Source organism: Nostoc sp. UHCC 0870 (assembly GCF_022063185.1).
Classification (GTDB): domain Bacteria; phylum Cyanobacteriota; class Cyanobacteriia; order Cyanobacteriales; family Nostocaceae; genus Trichormus.
In genome coordinates, this window is record NZ_CP091913.1 from 884,938 (window position 1) to 902,602 (window position 17,665).

18 protein-coding genes are annotated in these 17,665 nt (G+C 41.0%); 7 read left to right on the plus strand and 11 right to left on the minus strand.

Going from position 1 to position 17,665, the window contains the following annotated elements; translation table 11 throughout:
- Positions 1–116: 116 nt before the first annotated feature.
- The 6 genes from L6494_RS03805 to L6494_RS03830 all read left to right on the plus strand — a co-directional run bounded on the left by L6494_RS03805 (position 117) and on the right by L6494_RS03830 (position 7,123).
- The gene (locus L6494_RS03805; RefSeq protein ID WP_237991527.1) at positions 117–1,349 is read left to right on the plus strand and encodes an RNA-guided endonuclease InsQ/TnpB family protein; all 1,233 of its coding nucleotides are present in this window, start codon (positions 117–119) and stop codon (positions 1,347–1,349) included.
- Between the two features lie 69 nt (positions 1,350–1,418).
- Positions 1,419–2,099 carry a deoxyribose-phosphate aldolase gene (gene deoC / locus L6494_RS03810; RefSeq protein WP_237991528.1) on the plus strand — a complete coding sequence of 227 codons (681 nt, stop codon included), beginning with the start codon at positions 1,419–1,421 and terminating at the stop codon, positions 2,097–2,099.
- A 72-nt stretch (positions 2,100–2,171) separates the two neighbouring features.
- On the plus strand, positions 2,172–3,215 hold the full coding sequence (gene recO, locus L6494_RS03815) for a DNA repair protein RecO (protein WP_237991529.1): 1,044 nt from the start codon (positions 2,172–2,174) through the stop codon (positions 3,213–3,215).
- A complete protein-coding gene (locus L6494_RS03820) occupies positions 3,202–4,815 on the plus strand; it encodes an MFS transporter (protein WP_237995792.1) in 1,614 nt (537 codons plus the stop codon). Before recO ends, L6494_RS03820 begins: the two co-directional genes overlap by 14 nt.
- Positions 4,816–5,176: 361 nt before the next feature.
- Positions 5,177–6,325, plus strand: coding sequence for a glycosyltransferase family 4 protein (locus L6494_RS03825; RefSeq protein ID WP_237991530.1), 1,149 nt, complete (start codon positions 5,177–5,179; stop codon positions 6,323–6,325).
- Positions 6,326–6,496: 171 nt separating this feature from the next.
- The gene (locus L6494_RS03830) at positions 6,497–7,123 is read left to right on the plus strand and encodes a Uma2 family endonuclease (protein ID WP_237991531.1); all 627 of its coding nucleotides are present in this window, start codon (positions 6,497–6,499) and stop codon (positions 7,121–7,123) included.
- A 67-nt stretch (positions 7,124–7,190) separates the two neighbouring features.
- On the opposite strand, the gene L6494_RS03835 is transcribed toward L6494_RS03830, so the two are convergent.
- The 9 genes from L6494_RS03835 to L6494_RS03875 form a co-directional block, all read right to left on the minus strand.
- Entirely contained in the window at positions 7,191–8,096 is a 906-nt protein-coding gene (locus L6494_RS03835) for a peptidase (RefSeq protein WP_237991532.1), read from the minus strand.
- Positions 8,097–8,122: 26 nt separating this feature from the next.
- Positions 8,123–8,356 (minus strand): preprotein translocase subunit SecG, encoded by a 234-nt coding sequence (secG, locus tag L6494_RS03840; RefSeq protein WP_190710024.1) that lies wholly within the window; start codon positions 8,354–8,356, stop codon positions 8,123–8,125.
- A gap of 142 nt (positions 8,357–8,498) precedes the next feature.
- Positions 8,499–10,097 carry a 2,3-bisphosphoglycerate-independent phosphoglycerate mutase gene (gpmI, locus tag L6494_RS03845; RefSeq protein WP_237991533.1) on the minus strand — a complete coding sequence of 533 codons (1,599 nt, stop codon included), beginning with the start codon at positions 10,095–10,097 and terminating at the stop codon, positions 8,499–8,501.
- Positions 10,098–10,309: 212 nt separating this feature from the next.
- Positions 10,310–12,004, minus strand: coding sequence for an ABC-F family ATP-binding cassette domain-containing protein (locus tag L6494_RS03850; protein ID WP_237991534.1), 1,695 nt, complete (start codon positions 12,002–12,004; stop codon positions 10,310–10,312).
- Positions 12,005–12,297: 293 nt separating this feature from the next.
- Positions 12,298–13,404 carry an RNA-guided endonuclease InsQ/TnpB family protein gene (locus L6494_RS03855; protein WP_237991535.1) on the minus strand — a complete coding sequence of 369 codons (1,107 nt, stop codon included), beginning with the start codon at positions 13,402–13,404 and terminating at the stop codon, positions 12,298–12,300.
- Positions 13,388–13,990 (minus strand): IS607 family transposase, encoded by a 603-nt coding sequence (locus L6494_RS03860; RefSeq protein ID WP_237991536.1) that lies wholly within the window; start codon positions 13,988–13,990, stop codon positions 13,388–13,390. The genes L6494_RS03855 and L6494_RS03860 overlap by 17 nt, the downstream gene beginning before the upstream one ends.
- Positions 13,991–14,225: 235 nt before the next feature.
- Positions 14,226–14,609, minus strand: coding sequence for a type II toxin-antitoxin system VapC family toxin (locus L6494_RS03865; RefSeq protein WP_237991537.1), 384 nt, complete (start codon positions 14,607–14,609; stop codon positions 14,226–14,228).
- Complete coding sequence (locus L6494_RS03870) at positions 14,606–14,803, minus strand: hypothetical protein (protein ID WP_237991538.1); 198 nt, start codon at positions 14,801–14,803, stop codon at positions 14,606–14,608. The genes L6494_RS03865 and L6494_RS03870 overlap by 4 nt, the downstream gene beginning before the upstream one ends.
- Positions 14,804–14,957: 154 nt before the next feature.
- Positions 14,958–15,320, minus strand: coding sequence for a helix-turn-helix domain-containing protein (locus tag L6494_RS03875; protein ID WP_190707514.1), 363 nt, complete (start codon positions 15,318–15,320; stop codon positions 14,958–14,960).
- Between the two features lie 345 nt (positions 15,321–15,665).
- Here L6494_RS03875 and L6494_RS03880 point away from each other — a divergent pair, with 345 nt between their 5' ends.
- On the plus strand, positions 15,666–16,106 hold the full coding sequence (locus L6494_RS03880) for a hypothetical protein (protein ID WP_237991539.1): 441 nt from the start codon (positions 15,666–15,668) through the stop codon (positions 16,104–16,106).
- A gap of 16 nt (positions 16,107–16,122) precedes the next feature.
- Here the strand turns inward: L6494_RS03880 and prfA are convergent, their stop codons facing one another.
- Together prfA and rpmE are read right to left on the minus strand one after the other, a co-directional pair.
- The gene (prfA, locus tag L6494_RS03885) at positions 16,123–17,223 is read right to left on the minus strand and encodes a peptide chain release factor 1 (RefSeq protein WP_237991540.1); all 1,101 of its coding nucleotides are present in this window, start codon (positions 17,221–17,223) and stop codon (positions 16,123–16,125) included.
- Positions 17,224–17,323: 100 nt separating this feature from the next.
- Positions 17,324–17,563 carry a 50S ribosomal protein L31 gene (rpmE, locus tag L6494_RS03890; protein WP_237991541.1) on the minus strand — a complete coding sequence of 80 codons (240 nt, stop codon included), beginning with the start codon at positions 17,561–17,563 and terminating at the stop codon, positions 17,324–17,326.
- Positions 17,564–17,665: the final 102 nt, after the last annotated feature.

Here is a 17,665-nt window from a genome sequence, read left to right on the forward strand (position 1 = left end):
AAACCCCGTCGTTCTACGACGGCTTTATCCTTTTGTGGTAGCATAATGTGGTTAATTGGTCGTACCACTTTGTAGTTCGCGGTAGCGTTGCGTAATATCTTTGCCAGGGGAAAGCCATGATTGTTTACGAGTTTAAGGTTAAGGGTAAAGAAAAGCAATATCAGGCAATCAACGAAGCAATTCGTACCAGCCAATTCATTCAAAATAAGTGCTTGTGCTATTGGATGGATAACAAGGATTCAAAGGTAGATAAGTATGCTTTGAATAAATATTGTGCTGTATTAGCTGCGGAATTTCCTTTTGCTGACAAACTCAACTCAATGGCTAGACAATCTGCTGCTGAACGTTCTTGGAGTGCGATTTCTCGGTTTTACGACAACTGTAAAAAGAAGGTCAAAGGTAAAAAGGGGTTTCCTAAATTTAAGAAAAACTGCCGTTCAGTTGAATACAAATCAACGGGATGGAAGCTAACTCTTAATCGTAAGTCGATAACTTTCTCAGATAAGAAAGGGATTGGTACTCTGAAGCTAAAAGGGACTTACGACCTTAATTACTACGACATCAAGCAGATTAAGCGTGTCCGTTTGGTACGTCGTGCTGATGGGTACTATGCTCAATTTGCAATTGACGCTGATGTTAGGATAGAAACTCAACTCTCACATCAATTAGTGGGTATTGACTTGGGATTGAAGTATTTCATTGCTGACAATAAAGGCAATGTAGAACCATCCCCCCAGTTCTACCGCCAATCAGAAAAACAGTTAAATCGTGCTAACCGCAAAAAGTCTCAGAAGTTCAGCAAAGACAAAAAGAAACGATCACAACGGCAATCCAACAATTACCACAAAGCTAGAAATAGATATGCTCGTAAGCATTTAAGAGTAAGTAGGCAACGAAATGAGTATTGCAAGAGATTAGCATACTCCGTCATCCAATCTAACGATTTGGTAGCCTATGAAGATTTAAATGTCAAAGGGTTGGTACGTAATCGACATCTAGCTAAATCAATTAGTGATGCTGGTTGGTCAACTTTCCGCCTGTGGTTAGAATATTTTGGTCAGAAATATGGGAAAGTAACAGTTGCTGTTCCTCCCTATAATACGAGTCAAAATTGCTCTAACTGTGGCGAGAAAGTGCAGAAATCTCTGTCTACAAGGACTCATGTTTGTCCACATTGCGGATATGTGGAAGACAGAGATATCAATGCAGCAATCAACATTTTGAGATTAGGACTCAGTACGGTAGGGCATACCGGAACTTACGCTACAGGAGATTTGCCCTCTTGGGCGATTGGCCGCGGCCTGTCGTCTAACGGCGAGTCTGTGAATGTAGAATCCCCACGCCTTTAGGCTGGGGAGTGTCAAAAGAAGAATCTTGTTTTTTATAAACGTTTATAATCTTCATTGGTAAAAAATACGATGGCAGCAGACTATCCAGACATTGATATTGCGCCATTGATCGATCATGCCCTGTTAGACCCAACAGCAACTCCAGAGCAGGTTGAGCAATGGTGTGAACAAGCAGACAGATTTAATTTTGCGTCAGTTTGTGTTTATCCCGTTTATGTAAAACAAGCCGCAGAACTTCTGCATGGCAAAAAAACTAACGTTTGTACGGTAATTGGTTTTCCCACGGGAGCAACAACTGCGGCTGTCAAGTTGTATGAGGCGCAAGAAGCTGCGGAAAATGGGGCTACAGAGTTAGATGTAGTGATCAATTTAGGTTGGGTAAAAATTGGGAACACTGAGGCAATTCACCGAGAAATTGCCGAAATTTGTGAAGCGACAGGACAGACAGTGAAGGTAATTTTGGAAACTAACCTCCTGACGGATGCGGAAAAAAAACTTGCAGCCGAAATCGCGATGGATGCAGGAGCAGCATTCTTAAAAACCAGTACCGGTTGGAGTGGTGGAGCGACTGTAGCAGATGTGCGGCTGTTGAAGGAAATAGCACGAGACAGAGTAGGAATTAAAGCCTCTGGGGGGATTAGTACGGTTGAGCAAGCTTTAGACTTAATATTAGCGGGTGCTACTAGATTAGGCACATCCCGTAGTGTCGATTTGATCCACCAGCGCAATCGCATGGGAAAAGGTGGATAGTTCATGCTGTTGTTCTTCTGTCATTTGTTTTTTGTCTTCACTCATGACAAATGACTAAATCATCAATAAATAATGAGTAGAACCTATAAAGCAACGGGGATTAATCTCAAAACCCAGGTGCTGGGCGAATCAGATAGAATAGTGACAATATTGACACGAGAATTCGGTTTGATTCGAGCAGTTGCCCCAGGCTCACGTAAGCACAATTCTAGTCTTGGTGGTAGAAGTGGGATGTTTGTAGTTAATGAACTACTGATTTCCAAAGGGCGATCGCTCGATAGAATCACTCAAGCACAAACAGTAAAAACTTATCCAGGTTTGTCCCAAGATTTGGGAAAATTAGCTGCTAGCCAGTATCTAGCAGAAATAGTTCTTTGTCAGGCATTGAGTGAACATCCCCAAGAAGAACTATATGAATTACTTAATGAACATCTCCAGCGTTTGGAGGCTTTACCTAAAACACAGCCATCTAGCATCCTCGCCAGCCTAGCTCATGCAGTTTTTCACCTCCTAGCATTAGCAGGACTCCCCCCACAAGTTCAAGCCTGTTGTTTAACTCAACGCTCCCTGACTCCAGACCTAACAAATCCCAATTGGCAGGTAGGTTTTAGCATCCCCACGGGTGGAATTATTTGTTTAGAAGCTTGGGACAATTTGCGAAAAGAAGCAAACAGGAGAGCAAGGGAAGCAGGGGAGCAGAGGAGTAGGGGAGCAGAGGAGCAGGGGAGCAGAGGAGCAGGGGAGCAAAGAAGAAGAACTTTGACCCAATCCCCAATCCCCAATCCCCAGTCCCCAATCCCCAGTCCCCAATCCCCAATCCCCAATCCCCAATCCCCAATCCCCAATCCCCAACCCCCAAAACCTGACTACCAAACAGTTATACATCGCCAAGAAATCCCAGTAATTTCTGTGCGTTTAAATTCTATTGAACTTAATATGCTCCAACAGCTCTCACAACCAGAGATAATGCAAATTAGCACCACCAGAGATGAAAGCTGGTTATCTGTGGAGCAGATTTTGCGCCAGTATGCTCAGTATCATTTAGGTCGCCCTATTCGCTCCGCTACTCTAATCGATTCTTATTTTGCTGCCAACCATCATGATGCAACCGTCTGATTTTGATAAGAAGATTCTGCCGTTGTCACCCACTCACGCCAGAACACAGAATAGGGCATCAGCTCCAACTGCGCCAAATTATTTGAGTGTTGTTCCTCATTCTCTTCCTAGTCACACTAATAACCAAGAGAAGTCTTCACCAGACATTTCTACACAAGATAAAAGTTGGACATCGGAAATCCCAAAAACTGATTTACCAGAGTCATTAACTGATATTGAATCAGATGATGCTGGTAGCCAAAGGAATGGATATAGTAAGCCAGTGTCCACTAGTGCAGATAATTCTGGTGGTGGTGGGGAAGCAACATCAGGAGGAACTACTGAACAGCAGGGGTTTGCAGCTGTGTTCAAAAACCCCAATTTCCTTGCGCTTTGGGGTGGTCAGGTTTTTTGCCAACTCGCCGACAAAGTTTATTTGGTACTGATGATTGCTTTGATTAACTCTGAGTTTCAAGGCAGTAATCAAAGTATCAGTGGTTGGGTGTCAGCATTGATGATGGCTTTTACTATCCCCGCCGTGCTGTTTGGTTCGGTGGCGGGTGTATTTGTAGATCGGTGGTCAAAAAAAGCTGTGTTAGTAGCTACCAATGCTTGGCGCGGTATTTTGGTGTTAGTGATTCCCTTACTGTTGTGGTTGACTCATGATTGGCAACCCATAGGCATAATACCTGTAGGCTTTGCCATCATTTTAGGCGTAACTTTTTTAGTATCTACATTAACCCAATTTTTTGCCCCAGCAGAACAAGCAGCAATTCCTCTGGTGGTGAAGGAACAGGATTTACTTTCAGCTAATTCCTTATATACGACAACGATGATGGCATCGGTAATCGTAGGGTTTGCGGTGGGAGAACCGCTATTAGCCGTGGCGGATAGTATTTGGGCACAACTGGGTGGTAATAATGGATTTGGGAAAGAACTTTTAGTTGGTGGTAGTTATGCGATCGCTAGTATTATTCTGCTACTGTTAGCAACTAACGAAAAAACCCACGCGCCTGAAACTGAATTTCCTCACGTATTTTCTGACTTGCAAGATGGTTTGCGCTATCTCAAAGAAAATTCTCGTGTCCGTAATGCTTTACTACAATTAATGATTTTATTTTCTGTGTTTGCAGCCTTAACAGTTTTAGCTGTTCGCATGGCAGAAATTATTCCTAACTTAAAAGCTTCTCAGTTCGGCTTTTTACTAGCTGCTGGCGGTGTGGGAATTGCTGTGGGAGCTACAATAATTGGTCAGTTCGGTCAACGCTTTTCTTATAGTCAACTGAGTTTATTTGGTTGTATTGGGATGGCAGCATCTTTGTTGGGTCTATCGCTGTTTACGACCCAACTATGGGCTGTGTTACTTTTGGTAGCACTACTGGGTGTATTTGGGGCTTTGGTAGGTATCCCCATGCAGACCGCTATTCAAACCGAAACCTTGCCCGAAATGCGTGGTAAAGTCTTTGGTTTACAAAATAATGTCGTTAATATTGCCTTGTCTCTACCCTTAGCATTAGCAGGGGTAGCAGAAACCTTTGTTGGTTTAAGAGCCGTGTTTATGGGATTATCTGCGATCGTCATTTCTGGCGGTATTTTGACTTGGTATAACTCCCGCGATTAATATCAGATACTTAGCCAAAGTGATGCACCAGTGAAAAGCTGAAGTTAAAGGCGATCGCGCATTAACTGAAAGCGAAAGCTTTCATGCTAAACTTATCTCAGGAAAATCTGATGATAAACTTGCTGGTTATGAGTTTAATATTAGCCAGAAAACTTTGTTAGCAATGTACTTTCCTGTACAACTGAGAAACACAATAAATAAGGCTATAAATGATCTGCTTTAGTAAACCTAAAGTTTTGCTTTATAGCTAATTTATAGTGAAAACATATACTAAGTAAACAACCAGCAAGTAAAAACAAGATAGCACAAACCAAAATCTAAAATAAATAATCAACCCCGATCTTCTGATAGCTAATAAAGAATGCGTATAGCCTGGATTGGAAAAAAATCACCCTTTTGTGGCAACGTCACTTACAGTAGAGAAATTACCAACGCCTTGTTAGATAGAGGGCATCAAGTTAGCTTTCTCCACTTTGCTCAAGAAGACTCTGAAGCCCACAATTGGCCAAATTGTCAGGAAGTTTCCTTACCCTTCCTTTATAAGTCACAGGTTTACACCATACCCACTTTCACAGCCACAAAGGTATTAACTGAGTCACTCAGGGAAATTAAACCAGATATTGTCCACGCTTCTTTGACTTTATCTCCCCTTGACTTTTTTCTACCAGAAATTTGTGACCAATTAAATTTGCCCCTCATTGCGACATTTCACACACCATTTGCAGGTAAAGGTGCAAAGCTAATCTCAGGAACACAACTTTTGGCTTATCAACTCTATGCACCTTTTTTAGATAACTACCATCGGGTAATTGTGTTTTCTCAAATTCAGCGAGAATTGTTAGCTAATATGGGTGTGCGAGACAAAAAAATCGCAGTTATTCCCAACGGTGTAGATATTGATAGATATTCTCCTGGACATTCTACAGTTAAAGCAGAATTTAAAGCAGAACGTTTATTTGTTTATCAAGGAAGACTAGCCCCAGAAAAAAATGTAGAATCACTGCTGAGAGCCTGGAAGCAAGCCAATATGGCGGCGGGTAGTAAGTTGTTAATGGTTGGTGATGGCCCTTTAAGAACTTCTTTAGAACCATTTTATGGTGCTGACTGCGGCGTTATTTGGTTAGGCTTTGTGGCTGATGAAGAACGGCGGATCAACATTTTACGGGGTGCAGATGGATTTATTTTGCCTTCCTTAGTAGAGGGTTTGTCCCTATCACTTTTAGAGGCGATGGCTTGTGGGTTAGCTTGTATAGCTACCGATGTAGGCGCAGATGGGGAAGTATTGGAAAAAGGCGCAGGGGTAGTGATGAATCCTAAAACCGTGCGATCGCAGTTACGCACGCTGTTACCATTATTCCAAGACCATCCTGAGCTAACAACCCTACTGGGACAAAAAGCTAGAAAACGTGTATTAGACCTTTACACTCTCAGTAAAAATATTACTCATTTAGAAGAACTTTATCGAGAAGTTTTAGCACAGCGACCTGTAAAACTCAAATGGGGAGCTTAAATCAATTCGCAATGGGCTAACGCCCCGCTCCGCTAACGCAATGGACTAACGTCCCGCTCCGCTAACGCAATTACGTGTTGTAACGGGGATTTACACTCCGCTACAACACTTGCGGCTTGATAGAAGCTGGGGATTTGAACCCCTACATTTTGTTAAACCAACGTAGAAACAATGGCACAATCTCTAGAAAAAGTATTTACATTTGATGAATTTTTAGATTTTTTGGCAACACAACCAGAAACTGTTCGCTATGAATTACACGATGGAGATATCATTCAAATGCCTCCACCACCAGGGAAACATGAACAAATAGTAGCATTTTTAACAATGATTCTAGGCTATGAGTGTCTTCGTCTCAAACTTAATTACGGTATACCTAAAACAGCTACAGTAAAGCCAGAAAATAAAACATCAGGGTACTATCCAGATGTTTTATTAATGAATTTTTCTAACTTGAGAAATGAACCACTGTGGGATAAACAATCAATCCTTAGTCAGCGAGATTCAATCCCATTAGTAATTGAAGTTGTCAGTACTAATTGGAGAGATGATTATCATAAAAAGTTTGCTGACTATGAAGAAATGGGTATCCAAGAATATTGGATTGTGGATTATGCAGCTTTGGGTAGTAAGGAGTTAATAGGCGACCCCAAACAGCCAACAATCACAATTTACTCTTTAAGTGATGAGGGAGAATATCGTGGTAAACAGTTTAGAGGAGATGACCGTATAGAATCCCCAATATTCTTAGATTTAAATCTAACGGTTGAGCAAATTTTTCACTGTGTGATTGAGTGATGAAAGAGCGATCATCAATGATGGCTCTATTAAAAGGAATTGTCTCTAAATTTGTTTTGCGATCGCCTTATTTTTGAGAAATTTCTAAAGCCCAACCCAAACTAGTTGGCTGCTGATAAACTCTTTTCAAAGTATTTACATCCCTAGTAGAAATTGGTGGTGAATTACGCACTTGCGAAAAGTACAGTGCATCAGTTTCTATTGGACTATGACCCCAAATTCCCAAAGCGTGACCGAGTTCGTGACGGGAAGCAGCTAAAAGATAACGACCAGCCTGGCTGGGACTTAATAAAATGCTGAAGCGGTGTAATAAAACATCATTCCTAGTGTATAACTCGTAGCGAGTAAGAGCAGAACGCGCACGAGGAATTTTATCTTCACGGGAAAACTCCAGAGGTGGGGTTTTGCGCTCAATTGTAATATCGGGAATTTCTGGCTGTTCTACTACTTTTAAAGGCAAATAATCATTCCACTCTTGGACAGTTTGTAAGACACTATCAACCCATACTTGAGCCTGTTGGTGATTAATTCCTGTTGGTCGTTTTATATATACTTTCACAGGAAATTTTGACCACACTAAATAACCTACTTCGGTTTTTGTGACTTGGGAGAAGTAGTCACCGCTATTTGTGCTGTCTTCCCATTTTGTGAGTGTAGGCGGTAAGGGATGGATTTGGGTATGAGATGGAGTTTCTCGCTTGAAATTAGTACGCTTTAACCCCACCCCTAACCCCTCCTCGTAAACGGGGAGGGGAACTTTGGCTTGAGCCAAAACGGGTTGGGGTAGAGGCTGTATAACAACAACATGAGAATTTCTAGAGTCAAGTGGTTTTGTTAATACAGCAAAAAAACAAACCTTAGTAAAAATAACTAGCAGCCCTGTGCTGATAGCTAAGACAAGGGCTGCTAATAACTGCTTTGTCATTAAATTTTTCAGGGTATTAGGTTTTGGGTATTGAATCTTATTTCCCATTTACCTAACTCCTACTGACTTGATTTTTACTTAGTTAGCCAACCAGCACTTAACACCACTGTTAAACCCATGAAAATTACTGTCAACGCCCAAGTAATGCGGTTTAAAGTATTTTCTGCGCTTTTGGTGCTGCTAAATAACTGGGCTTGTCCACCGATCGCACCAATACCATCTCCTTTAGGGCTATGAAGTAATACTAAAATAATCAGACCAAGGGCAGAACCAGCCCAAATAAATTGCACGATACTAGTAACTGTCATAACAAGAATCTCTTTGATCAGAAGTTTTAAAACAAAGTCAGAAAACAGTCAACAACTTAATGTTAACTGTTTTCTCGTAGCTCACAGGTTAGATTAAAACCTGATTTTCCCCTGTCACCTGTCCCCTATCACCTGTCCCCTCCTATAATCCTACTGGCATAGGAGTACGAGAGCGTTGCACGTCATATTCTGCTGTTTGTAGCAGCGATCGCCCGGTCATCTCTGGTGGTTGGGGTAGCTGTAAAATCTCTAGAATGGTGGGGGCTATGTCGGCTAGTTTGCCATCGCTGCGTAGTTCGACATTTGTACCACATCCAGGGATTTTGACTTTCTCTCCTTCCACTAAAATTAACGGTACAGGGTTAGTTGTGTGAGCCGTCCAGGAATTACCTGCTTCATCTAGCATATACTCGGCGTTGCCGTGGTCGGCGGTGATAATTGTTGTCCCGCCGGCTTTGCTCACACCTTCTAACAGACGACCTAAACAGCGATCTACTGTTTCAACTGCGGTGACAGTAGCATCCATTTGCCCAGTATGCCCTACCATATCTGGGTTAGCGTAGTTAATCACCACGAGAGAGTAGATACCCTTCTTAATGGCGGCGATCGCTGTATCGGTGACGGCTGCTGCTGACATAGCCGGTGCTTTGTCATAAGTCGCTACCATTGGACTGCTGACTAATTCCCGGTCTTCCCCAGCAAATGGTTCTTCTAAGCCACCGTTGAAGAAATAGGTGACGTGGGCGTATTTTTCGGTTTCGGCGGTGCGAAACTGCTTTAAACCTCGGTTGGCGATGACTTCACCCAGAATATTACTCAAGTTCTGCGGCTCAAAGGCTACAGATACTGGTAAATCAGAATCGTACTGCGTAAATGTCACAAAGGACAGAGGTTTGATTTGTTTCCTAGCAAAACCTGTAAATTCAGGACTGACAAGGGCTTGAGTGAGTTGTCTGGAGCGATCGGGGCGGAAGTTAAAGAATATCACGCCATCTTCTGGGGCGACTGCACCAGGAGCGAGACGAACAGGTATGATAAACTCATCTGTCACCCCTTCAGCATAGGATGCTGTGAGGACATCTACAGCTTTGCGACCATCCCCCGCGCCATCTTGGGTCATGACATCGTAGGTTTTTTGGACTCGATCCCAACGGCGATCGCGATCCATCGCGTAGTAACGACCACTGAGAGTAACTATGCGTCCAATTCCTACACTGTCTATGTAATCTTCTAAGGCTGTGATTGCCTTGATACCGTCTGTTGGTGCAGTGTCACGACCATCGGTAATGGCGTGAATACAAACTTCTGAAATTCGCTGTTCTTTGGCTAAGTCAAGTAGTCCAAACAGATGGGTGATATGCGAGTGTACACCCCCCTCAGAACAAAGCCCAACTAAGTGCAGTTTGCCATTTCGAGAGCGAACTTCCTGGCAAATTTTGACAAGAGCTGAGTTGCTGAGGATAGAACCATCTTCCACTGCATCAGAAATGCGTACCAATTCTTGTGGTACAACCCGTCCAGCACCAATGTTCAAATGACCAACTTCTGAGTTACCCATTTGACCTTCTGGCAATCCTACGGCTTTCCCTGACGTGTGGATGAGGGTGTGCGGATAAGCTGCCCATAGACTGCCCATAATGGGAGTTTTAGACGCAGCAATAGCATTTCCTCGCTTCTCCTCGCAGTAGCCCCATCCGTCTAAAATGACTAGCACCACAGGAGCAACAGGTGCTTTGGTCATAATAAATTGCCCTTTACTTTTTGTAATATCCGAATGATACCATTGCTAAATACCACCGCAAGTGAATTTCTGCTTATTAAGTTTTTTTTATGAAATAATTCTATGTTTTTTAGCTTTTCTTAAATCTTAGTAACTGTTGCATATATTTGGTGATAAACCAGCCACCAAATAATTGAGTAGCAGCCTGAAAATGCTACTACTCAATTATTGTCTTATTTCTTTTTGGCAGCCGATTTGGTAGATTTAGCGGATTTTTTCGCTGCTTTTTCCGCAGCGATCGCAGCTAATCTGGCTTCTTCTTTCTCTTCGGCAATTTTTGTCAAATAATAGTGATAGTCTCCCAGATAGACACGAAAATCGCCATCACGAATTTCCACGATTTTGTTAGCTATCTGAGAAATAAAATAACGGTCGTGAGAAACTACAATCGCTGTACCGTCATAATTTTGCAGTGCTTCCTCTAACATTTCCTTGGCGGGAATGTCTAGGTGGTTAGTAGGCTCATCTAAAATAATTAAGTTCGCCGGACGCAACAGCATCTTTGCTAAAGCCAGACGGGCTTTTTCTCCCCCACTCAATGCACCAACTGCTTTAAATACAGTGTCGCCAGTAAATAAGAATCGTCCTAAGAGTGTGCGGACTTCTTGATTATCCCAGTCAGGAACTTCATCATGGATGGTTTCCATAACCGTTTTGTGCAAGTCCAACGCCTCGGCTTGGTTCTGCTCAAAGTAACCAGGAATAACGTTGTGTTCACCTAGTTCTACATTGCCATCTGTGGGTGTTTCTGAACCCATAATCATCCGCAGGATTGTAGATTTTCCTGCACCGTTGGGGCCTAAGAAAGCAATGCGATCGCCTCTTTCAATCAAGAGATTCGCACCCAAAAATAAAATCTTATCACCGTAGTTGTGAGTTAAATCCTTGATTTTCACTACCTCGCGTCCGCTACGAGGTGCGGGAGGAAAGCGGAAATGTAAGGTTCTTACTCCTTCTATTGGTGCTTCGATGCGTTCGATTTTATCCAGTTGCTTTTCGCGGCTTTTTGCTTGGGTGCTGCGGGTAGCACTGGCGCGGAATCTATCCACAAAAGTCTGTTGTTTTTCGATTTCTTTTTGCTGGCGTTCGTAAGCACTCAGTTGTGCTAGTTGACTTTCGGCTTTTTGTTGGAGGTAAGCCGAATAGTTCCCCAGGTAGGTGCTAGAAACACCCCGTTCAGTTTCCACAATTTGGGTGCAGAGGCGGTCAAGAAACTCCCGGTCATGGGAAACTATCACCATTGGGGTAGTCAGCTTTTTCAGGTAATTTTCTAGCCACTCAATAGTTTCTAAATCCAAGTGGTTAGTTGGTTCATCCAGCAGTAATACATCTGGCTTTTGCAGGAGGATTTTACCCAAACTCATCCGCATTTGCCAACCACCAGAGAAACCACTCACCAGGCGATCGCTATCTTCTTGCTCAAATCCCATTTCTGGTAAAATCTTGCCGATGCGTGCCTCTAAACCATAGCCGTCTAAAGCTTCAAACTGACGCTGCAATCGGTCTAATTTATTAATTAGCGGATCGAGTTCTTCTAGCGTCGCCTTTTCCATGTCGCGCTGTACCTGAGTCAAGGCTAGCTGTGCTTGGTTAGCCTCATTAAATACAGTCCAAAATTCTTCTCTAACTGTGCGGCCTGGGTCTACTTCAAATTCTTGATTCAGGTAAGCTATGTGCAAGCTAGCCGGACGAATAATTTCGCCAGCCGTCGGTTCAATTTCGCCGGTGATAATTTTCAGTTGGGTGGATTTTCCCGCACCGTTAACACCGACTAACCCAATGCGATCGCCTGGTTTGACTTCCCAGTTGACATCCTTGAGAACTTCGCCTGTAGGATAAATTTTACTAATATGTTCTAGTCGCAGCATCAAGTTTCTCTCAGTTAGGAATTTAGGAATTATGGATAGTTGCGGACGAAGCACCTGCACTGTGTCTAATATTAACAAAAATTAACCAACAATTCGTCCTTAGTAACTCTTTTTAGACTTGCACCACCCGCTACGAATCAAAGCAAAACTTACTTTCCGTTATATAAAACCTACTCAAACTTATCTATTTAGACTTTTCTATAGAAGATAACTTGTACTAAATAGGGTTTGACGTTTACTTTCTGTTTCATCCTGGTAATGTCGGCATTATCCAGTCCACAGACTAACACTGTCTAACTGACAGCTTTTGACAAATTAATTTTGGATAAATTAATTGCTGCGTTTAAATCCCTATCGCACTCAAAACCACAATTTTCACACTTGAAAATTCTTTCGTTTAGAGTAAGATTTTCTTTTTTAGTCCCACAGCTAGAACAAGTTTTAGAACTGGGATACCACCTATCAACTACTACAAGTTCGGAATTATACAATTCACATTTGTAAGTTAATTGACGACGAAATTCATAAAATCCCATATCTGAAATAGCTTTTGCTAACTTTCTATTTGCTAGCATTCCAGATACATTTAAATCCTCAATTACTACTTGGCTGTGGTTCTTAGCTAAGAGTGTAGTGAGTTTATGTAATGTATCTTGGCGGATATTAGCAATCTTCAGATGCAACTTAGCAATTTTTAACTGGGCTTTTCTCCAATTATTTGAATTGATAATTTTATTTCGACTTAACCATTGCAGTCTACTTAATTTAGATTCATATTTTTTGTAAGACTTTGCTCCTTCTATAATTTCACCTGTTGATAGAGTAGCTAAATTTTTTACGCCTAAGTCTACTCCAACAATACTATTGGAATTATTTTCTTGTTTTTGTTTTTCTACCTCAAATCTAAAGCTAATAAACCATCTATCAGCTTTACGGCTGATAGTTACTGATTTAATTTCTTTTTGAGGCAATCTTTCGTATGTTGTCAAAATTCCAATTTTGGGGACTTGAATTTTATTTGAGCTGAAAATCTTGACAGCACCTTCTAAGGTAAAACTATCTTGTTTACCTTTCTTTTTGAATTTTGGCACTCCTGATATTTTCTTAAAGCACCTGTCCCATGCTATTTTTAAAGCTCTTAGTGCTTCTTGTGGTGCTGACTTTGAGTATTGATAATACCAAGAGTTTTCAGGTTTAACTAATGCTACTAACCATTTGTGTAAATCTATTGCTGTAGGAAATTTTATTTGAGAGTCAGGATATCTTTTATTGTGATCTAAAATTTGTTTAGTAAGAGCTAAACCCCAATTCCAAGCATGACGAGCCACACCACAATGTCCTATCAATTGAGTACGCTGATAATTATTTATTTTTAGCTCAGTTTTAAATCCTCTCAGCAACTTCTTTTAACTCCTCGATAATTTTTTTGTTTTTGTGACTTCTAGATCCATAAAGTCTGGCACTGAAAACTGTAATTATTTCTAAAACATCCTGAGCTAAATCTTCTTCAAAAGTAGCATCTTCAGTTCGGTTAATAATCACAATCTCAGTACCGAAGTGTTCACAAAGACTAAAAATTAATTCACTGCCAAATCTTAGCAGTCTATCTTTGTGAGTTAGTACCAGGCGTTCAACTTTACTATCAACAATTAACCGGATCAATCTTTTTAACCCTTTTTTGCTGTAGTTTAAACCTGAACCTAAATCTTCTATGATTTCAAATTGCCAACCATTTTGAGAGCAAAACAATTCAACAACTTGTTTTTGTCTTTCTAAGTCTTCTTTTTGGTCATGACTAGAAACTCGACAATAACCAATTGTGTAAGACAAATCAGGTTTTATTCCTAGCAATTGAGCTAAATCATAACGTCTATGACCACTAGGTGTTCTCTCAGGAATTAACTTACCCTCAGACTCCCATCTTCTAAGTGTGGAAACGCTTACACCTTTTAATTTTGCTGCTTCTGATATTGATAATTTACTCATGAACCTATGATAGCATTCTCTTTGAATAGATATGAGCAATTATAGATAATAATTTTTAATCAGTTACTACCCCTCTTTTCTATCACCTGTCCCCTATATTTTTTGTGCCGCCTGTTGTACTTCCTCCACACTCAAGTCTAAAGCTTAACTCATAGCCAAAAATCCCAAAAATACCCTATTTCTTCAAGAAATAGGGTATTTATTTTTTATTTTTTATAATATTACTATTTACATCTTAATTAACAAAAGGATTTTGAATCTTTAGTTCAGTAATTTCTTGAAAGTCCTGAACATTTCTTGTTACTAAAAATGCGTCTTGATGTATTGCCGTAGCTGCAATAATTGCATCAGGAACTTTAATCTTATACTTTCGTTTTAATTGAATTGTCTGATTCTCAATTTCTTGTAATAATGGAACTGAGTTAAACTGGGACAATAAATCTTCAATTACTTGCTCTTCTTCCTGTGATAAACCTGCAAAACTCAGTAGTTCAATCCGAATAATTGGTGAAAAAAGAACTTCATGCAAATTCAAGAATGTGTCTGCAAACCATGAATTAACTGTTGGCTCATCAGCAAGATAGTAAATAAAAATATTTGTATCATAAACGTATTTCATGCGTCCCATTCCTGACGCAAATTATTTAAATGAGCCAGCATCGCCTCTTTCTTATGTTTTAAAATCCCTTTAGCTTGAGAAATTTTTTCATAGTCTTTTTGCCAATTTAACAGCATTGACTCTGGTATATCTACTGTAATTGAATCTTCATCTTGATATACAAGATAATGTTTTGGTATCTTGATTAATGTCATAGCTTGATGCTCCTGTTTTCTTTATGATATGGAATTTACAATAAATCAATCTTCTTTCTATTGACTATTAGCATCATGACATCTGTTTTCATTTATCCAAAATTATAGTTTTTGAAAAACAAAAATGGTAAAAAACGCTACAAAGTTTCTGGATTTAACTAACGGGTGCTTCATCTTCTGATGCTTCCGCGACAGCCGCTAATCTATCCGCTGCCGCTTGGACAATCTGAGCCACCTGACTCAGAGGCATATGCTTAATTTGTCTCAAAATCAAACTCAAATCCGAGGTTTCTTGTATTGGTTTACCTTCAAGACAACAGAGTAACTCTTCCATCGTGTAGCCTGCTTTGGCTGCGATTTGAGCCAGATTTTCCGTATCTGGAACTTTTACGCCTTTCTCCCACATCTGAACCGCAGTAGCAGAAACTCCCAAAGATTTACCAAAGGCTCGCTGACTTAACGAACCACGAGCTAATTTAATGATTTCAATCAGTTTTTGTCTGCTTTCAAGCTTCACTGCTGTTATGGCTAGTCAACTTTATTTACAAATTAAGTTGTAACACTACAAGTTTACTTTACGCGATGTGCAACTTATTCTCTCCCCTACAAGGAAAGAGGCTTTGATTTTTGCTTCCCTTGCCTAGCAGTGAAGGGGTTGGGGGTTAGGTTTGAGAGAAAGTTGCACACGGCCTTACTTTGTATATTGACAGGATTTTGTTTTAGCAGTAAAGTATATAATCTTAGGTTATAATCCTACAACTAAAGTAATAAGAAAAATTACTGTTAGATAAGTAGTCTTGAGCGCAAAAGCATTAATTTGCGATCGCTGCAATAGCCGTGTGTTTAATTGAACAGGTGCATCATGTCCCGGAAGCTACATAAAATTAATCAATATCGTCGTAAAAATAAAAATTTAATTGCGGCTAATAAAATCAAACCACAAGAATGGTGCATATCTAACACCGAAGCACAAGCAACTTTAAAAGCTAAAGGCTATGATGTGAAGGAAATCAAAAAAATCCATTGCCTTAAGCATCAAATTTGTATTTCCTTCTGGGACACAAAAGGCAATGTTTGCAGTAGCTTTTTTAGCTATCGGATTTTTCTGCGTTGGCAACAAGAAATAGAAAATTTAATCTATGCCTGCGAAATCTTCAAGGAATGGCAGAAGTTAAATTATCTCATGAAATACGAGTTTGCTTACTACCACTATCCCAGTGAGATTGAAGAAGGGCTGCAAGCGAAATTAGAAAATCGCTTGACTGTGTTAAAAAACACAGAACTACAAGCGGTTTTCACATAATTAATGAGCGCGGTGATTAGGCATTAGTGCCAGAAGCCGCTAACTCTGCTAATTGTTCCTGCTGGTCTTGAGAAATACAAGATTGAATCAGTGCTTCTACATCCCCTTCTAAAACAGGGTTGAGAGAGAAGTTTTGACCTAAACGGTGGTCAGTAACCCGGTTATCTTTATAATTATAGGTACGAATTTTTTCCGATCGCGATCCTGTACCAACTTGCGATCGCCGCATCGAAGTTACTTCTTCTTGTTGTTCCCGTAACTTGATCTCATAAAGTTTCGCCCGCAGAATTTGCATCGCCCGTTCTTTGTTTTGCAACTGGCTGCGTTCTTCTGTACAAAAAATCCGAATTCCCGTTGGTTTGTGCATCAAGTCAACAGCCGTTTCCACTTTGTTGACGTTCTGTCCACCAGCACCACCAGAACGAGCCGTAGTCATTTCAATATCTTTGGGGTCAATGTGGATTTCTACATCATCCACTTCTGGCATAATTGCTACTGTCGCTGTAGAAGTGTGAACTCTACCCCCGGCTTCAGTGGCTGGTACGCGCTGTACGCGATGTACACCGGCCTCATATTTCAGCTTACTGTAAACGCTGTCACCTTGAATTTCCAGAATTACCTCTTTGAAGCCGCCCATCTCACCCAGAGACTCGCTGACTAATTTCACCTTCCAGCCTTGAACATCAGAGTAGCGGGAGTACATCCGCAGCAAATCCCCAGCCCAGATACTGGCTTCATCTCCACCAGTCCCGGCGCGAATTTCCAACATAATGTTTTTATCATCATTGGGGTCGCGGGGTAGCAGCAATACCTTCAACCGCGTCTCTAGGTATTCCACCTTTTCTTCTAACTCATGAACCTCCAGTGCTGCCATTTCTTGCAACTCTGGATCTGTATTAGACTCTTTGACTATCTGACGCGCCCCTACTAATTCTTCCTGAGATATTTTCCAAGTTTCATAGGTATTGACGACTTCTTCCAAGGAAGAACGAGACTTGGCAATTTTTTGATACTCATCGGGGTTCTTAGCGGTATCTGGGTCAGCCAAGCGGCGAGTCAGTTCATTAAAAGTTTCTTCAACTGACTTAAGTTTTTGCAGTAAGTATGTTTCAGCCATAATTCAGTGCGATAGCTCTATAAAATAACAAGTTGGCTCGGCCAAAAATGACAATCGACCCAGCCAACGCAGGGTCGTCGTTAACAGCAGAGCCAACCCGCTACTTTTTGTCTTGTTCGCCAGAGGTTTGAGTGCTGCTCATACCGTACTTCCGCAGGAATCGTTCTACTCGTCCTTCGGTGTCAATAATCTTCTGAGTACCAGTGTAAAAAGGATGGTTTCCAGACCAAAGGTCTACGTGTAATTCTGGTTTGGTAGAACCAACAGTCATCACAACTTTACCGTTACAGTAAACTTTTGCTTCAGGATACCACTGGGGATGAATATCAGATTTAGCCATTGTTCCTTTTGTGGTGAATCTATAAAAATTATAACTTTTTGCTTGTAATTCGGTACTAGGGATTAGGGACTGGGGACTGGGGACTGGGGACTGGGGACTGGG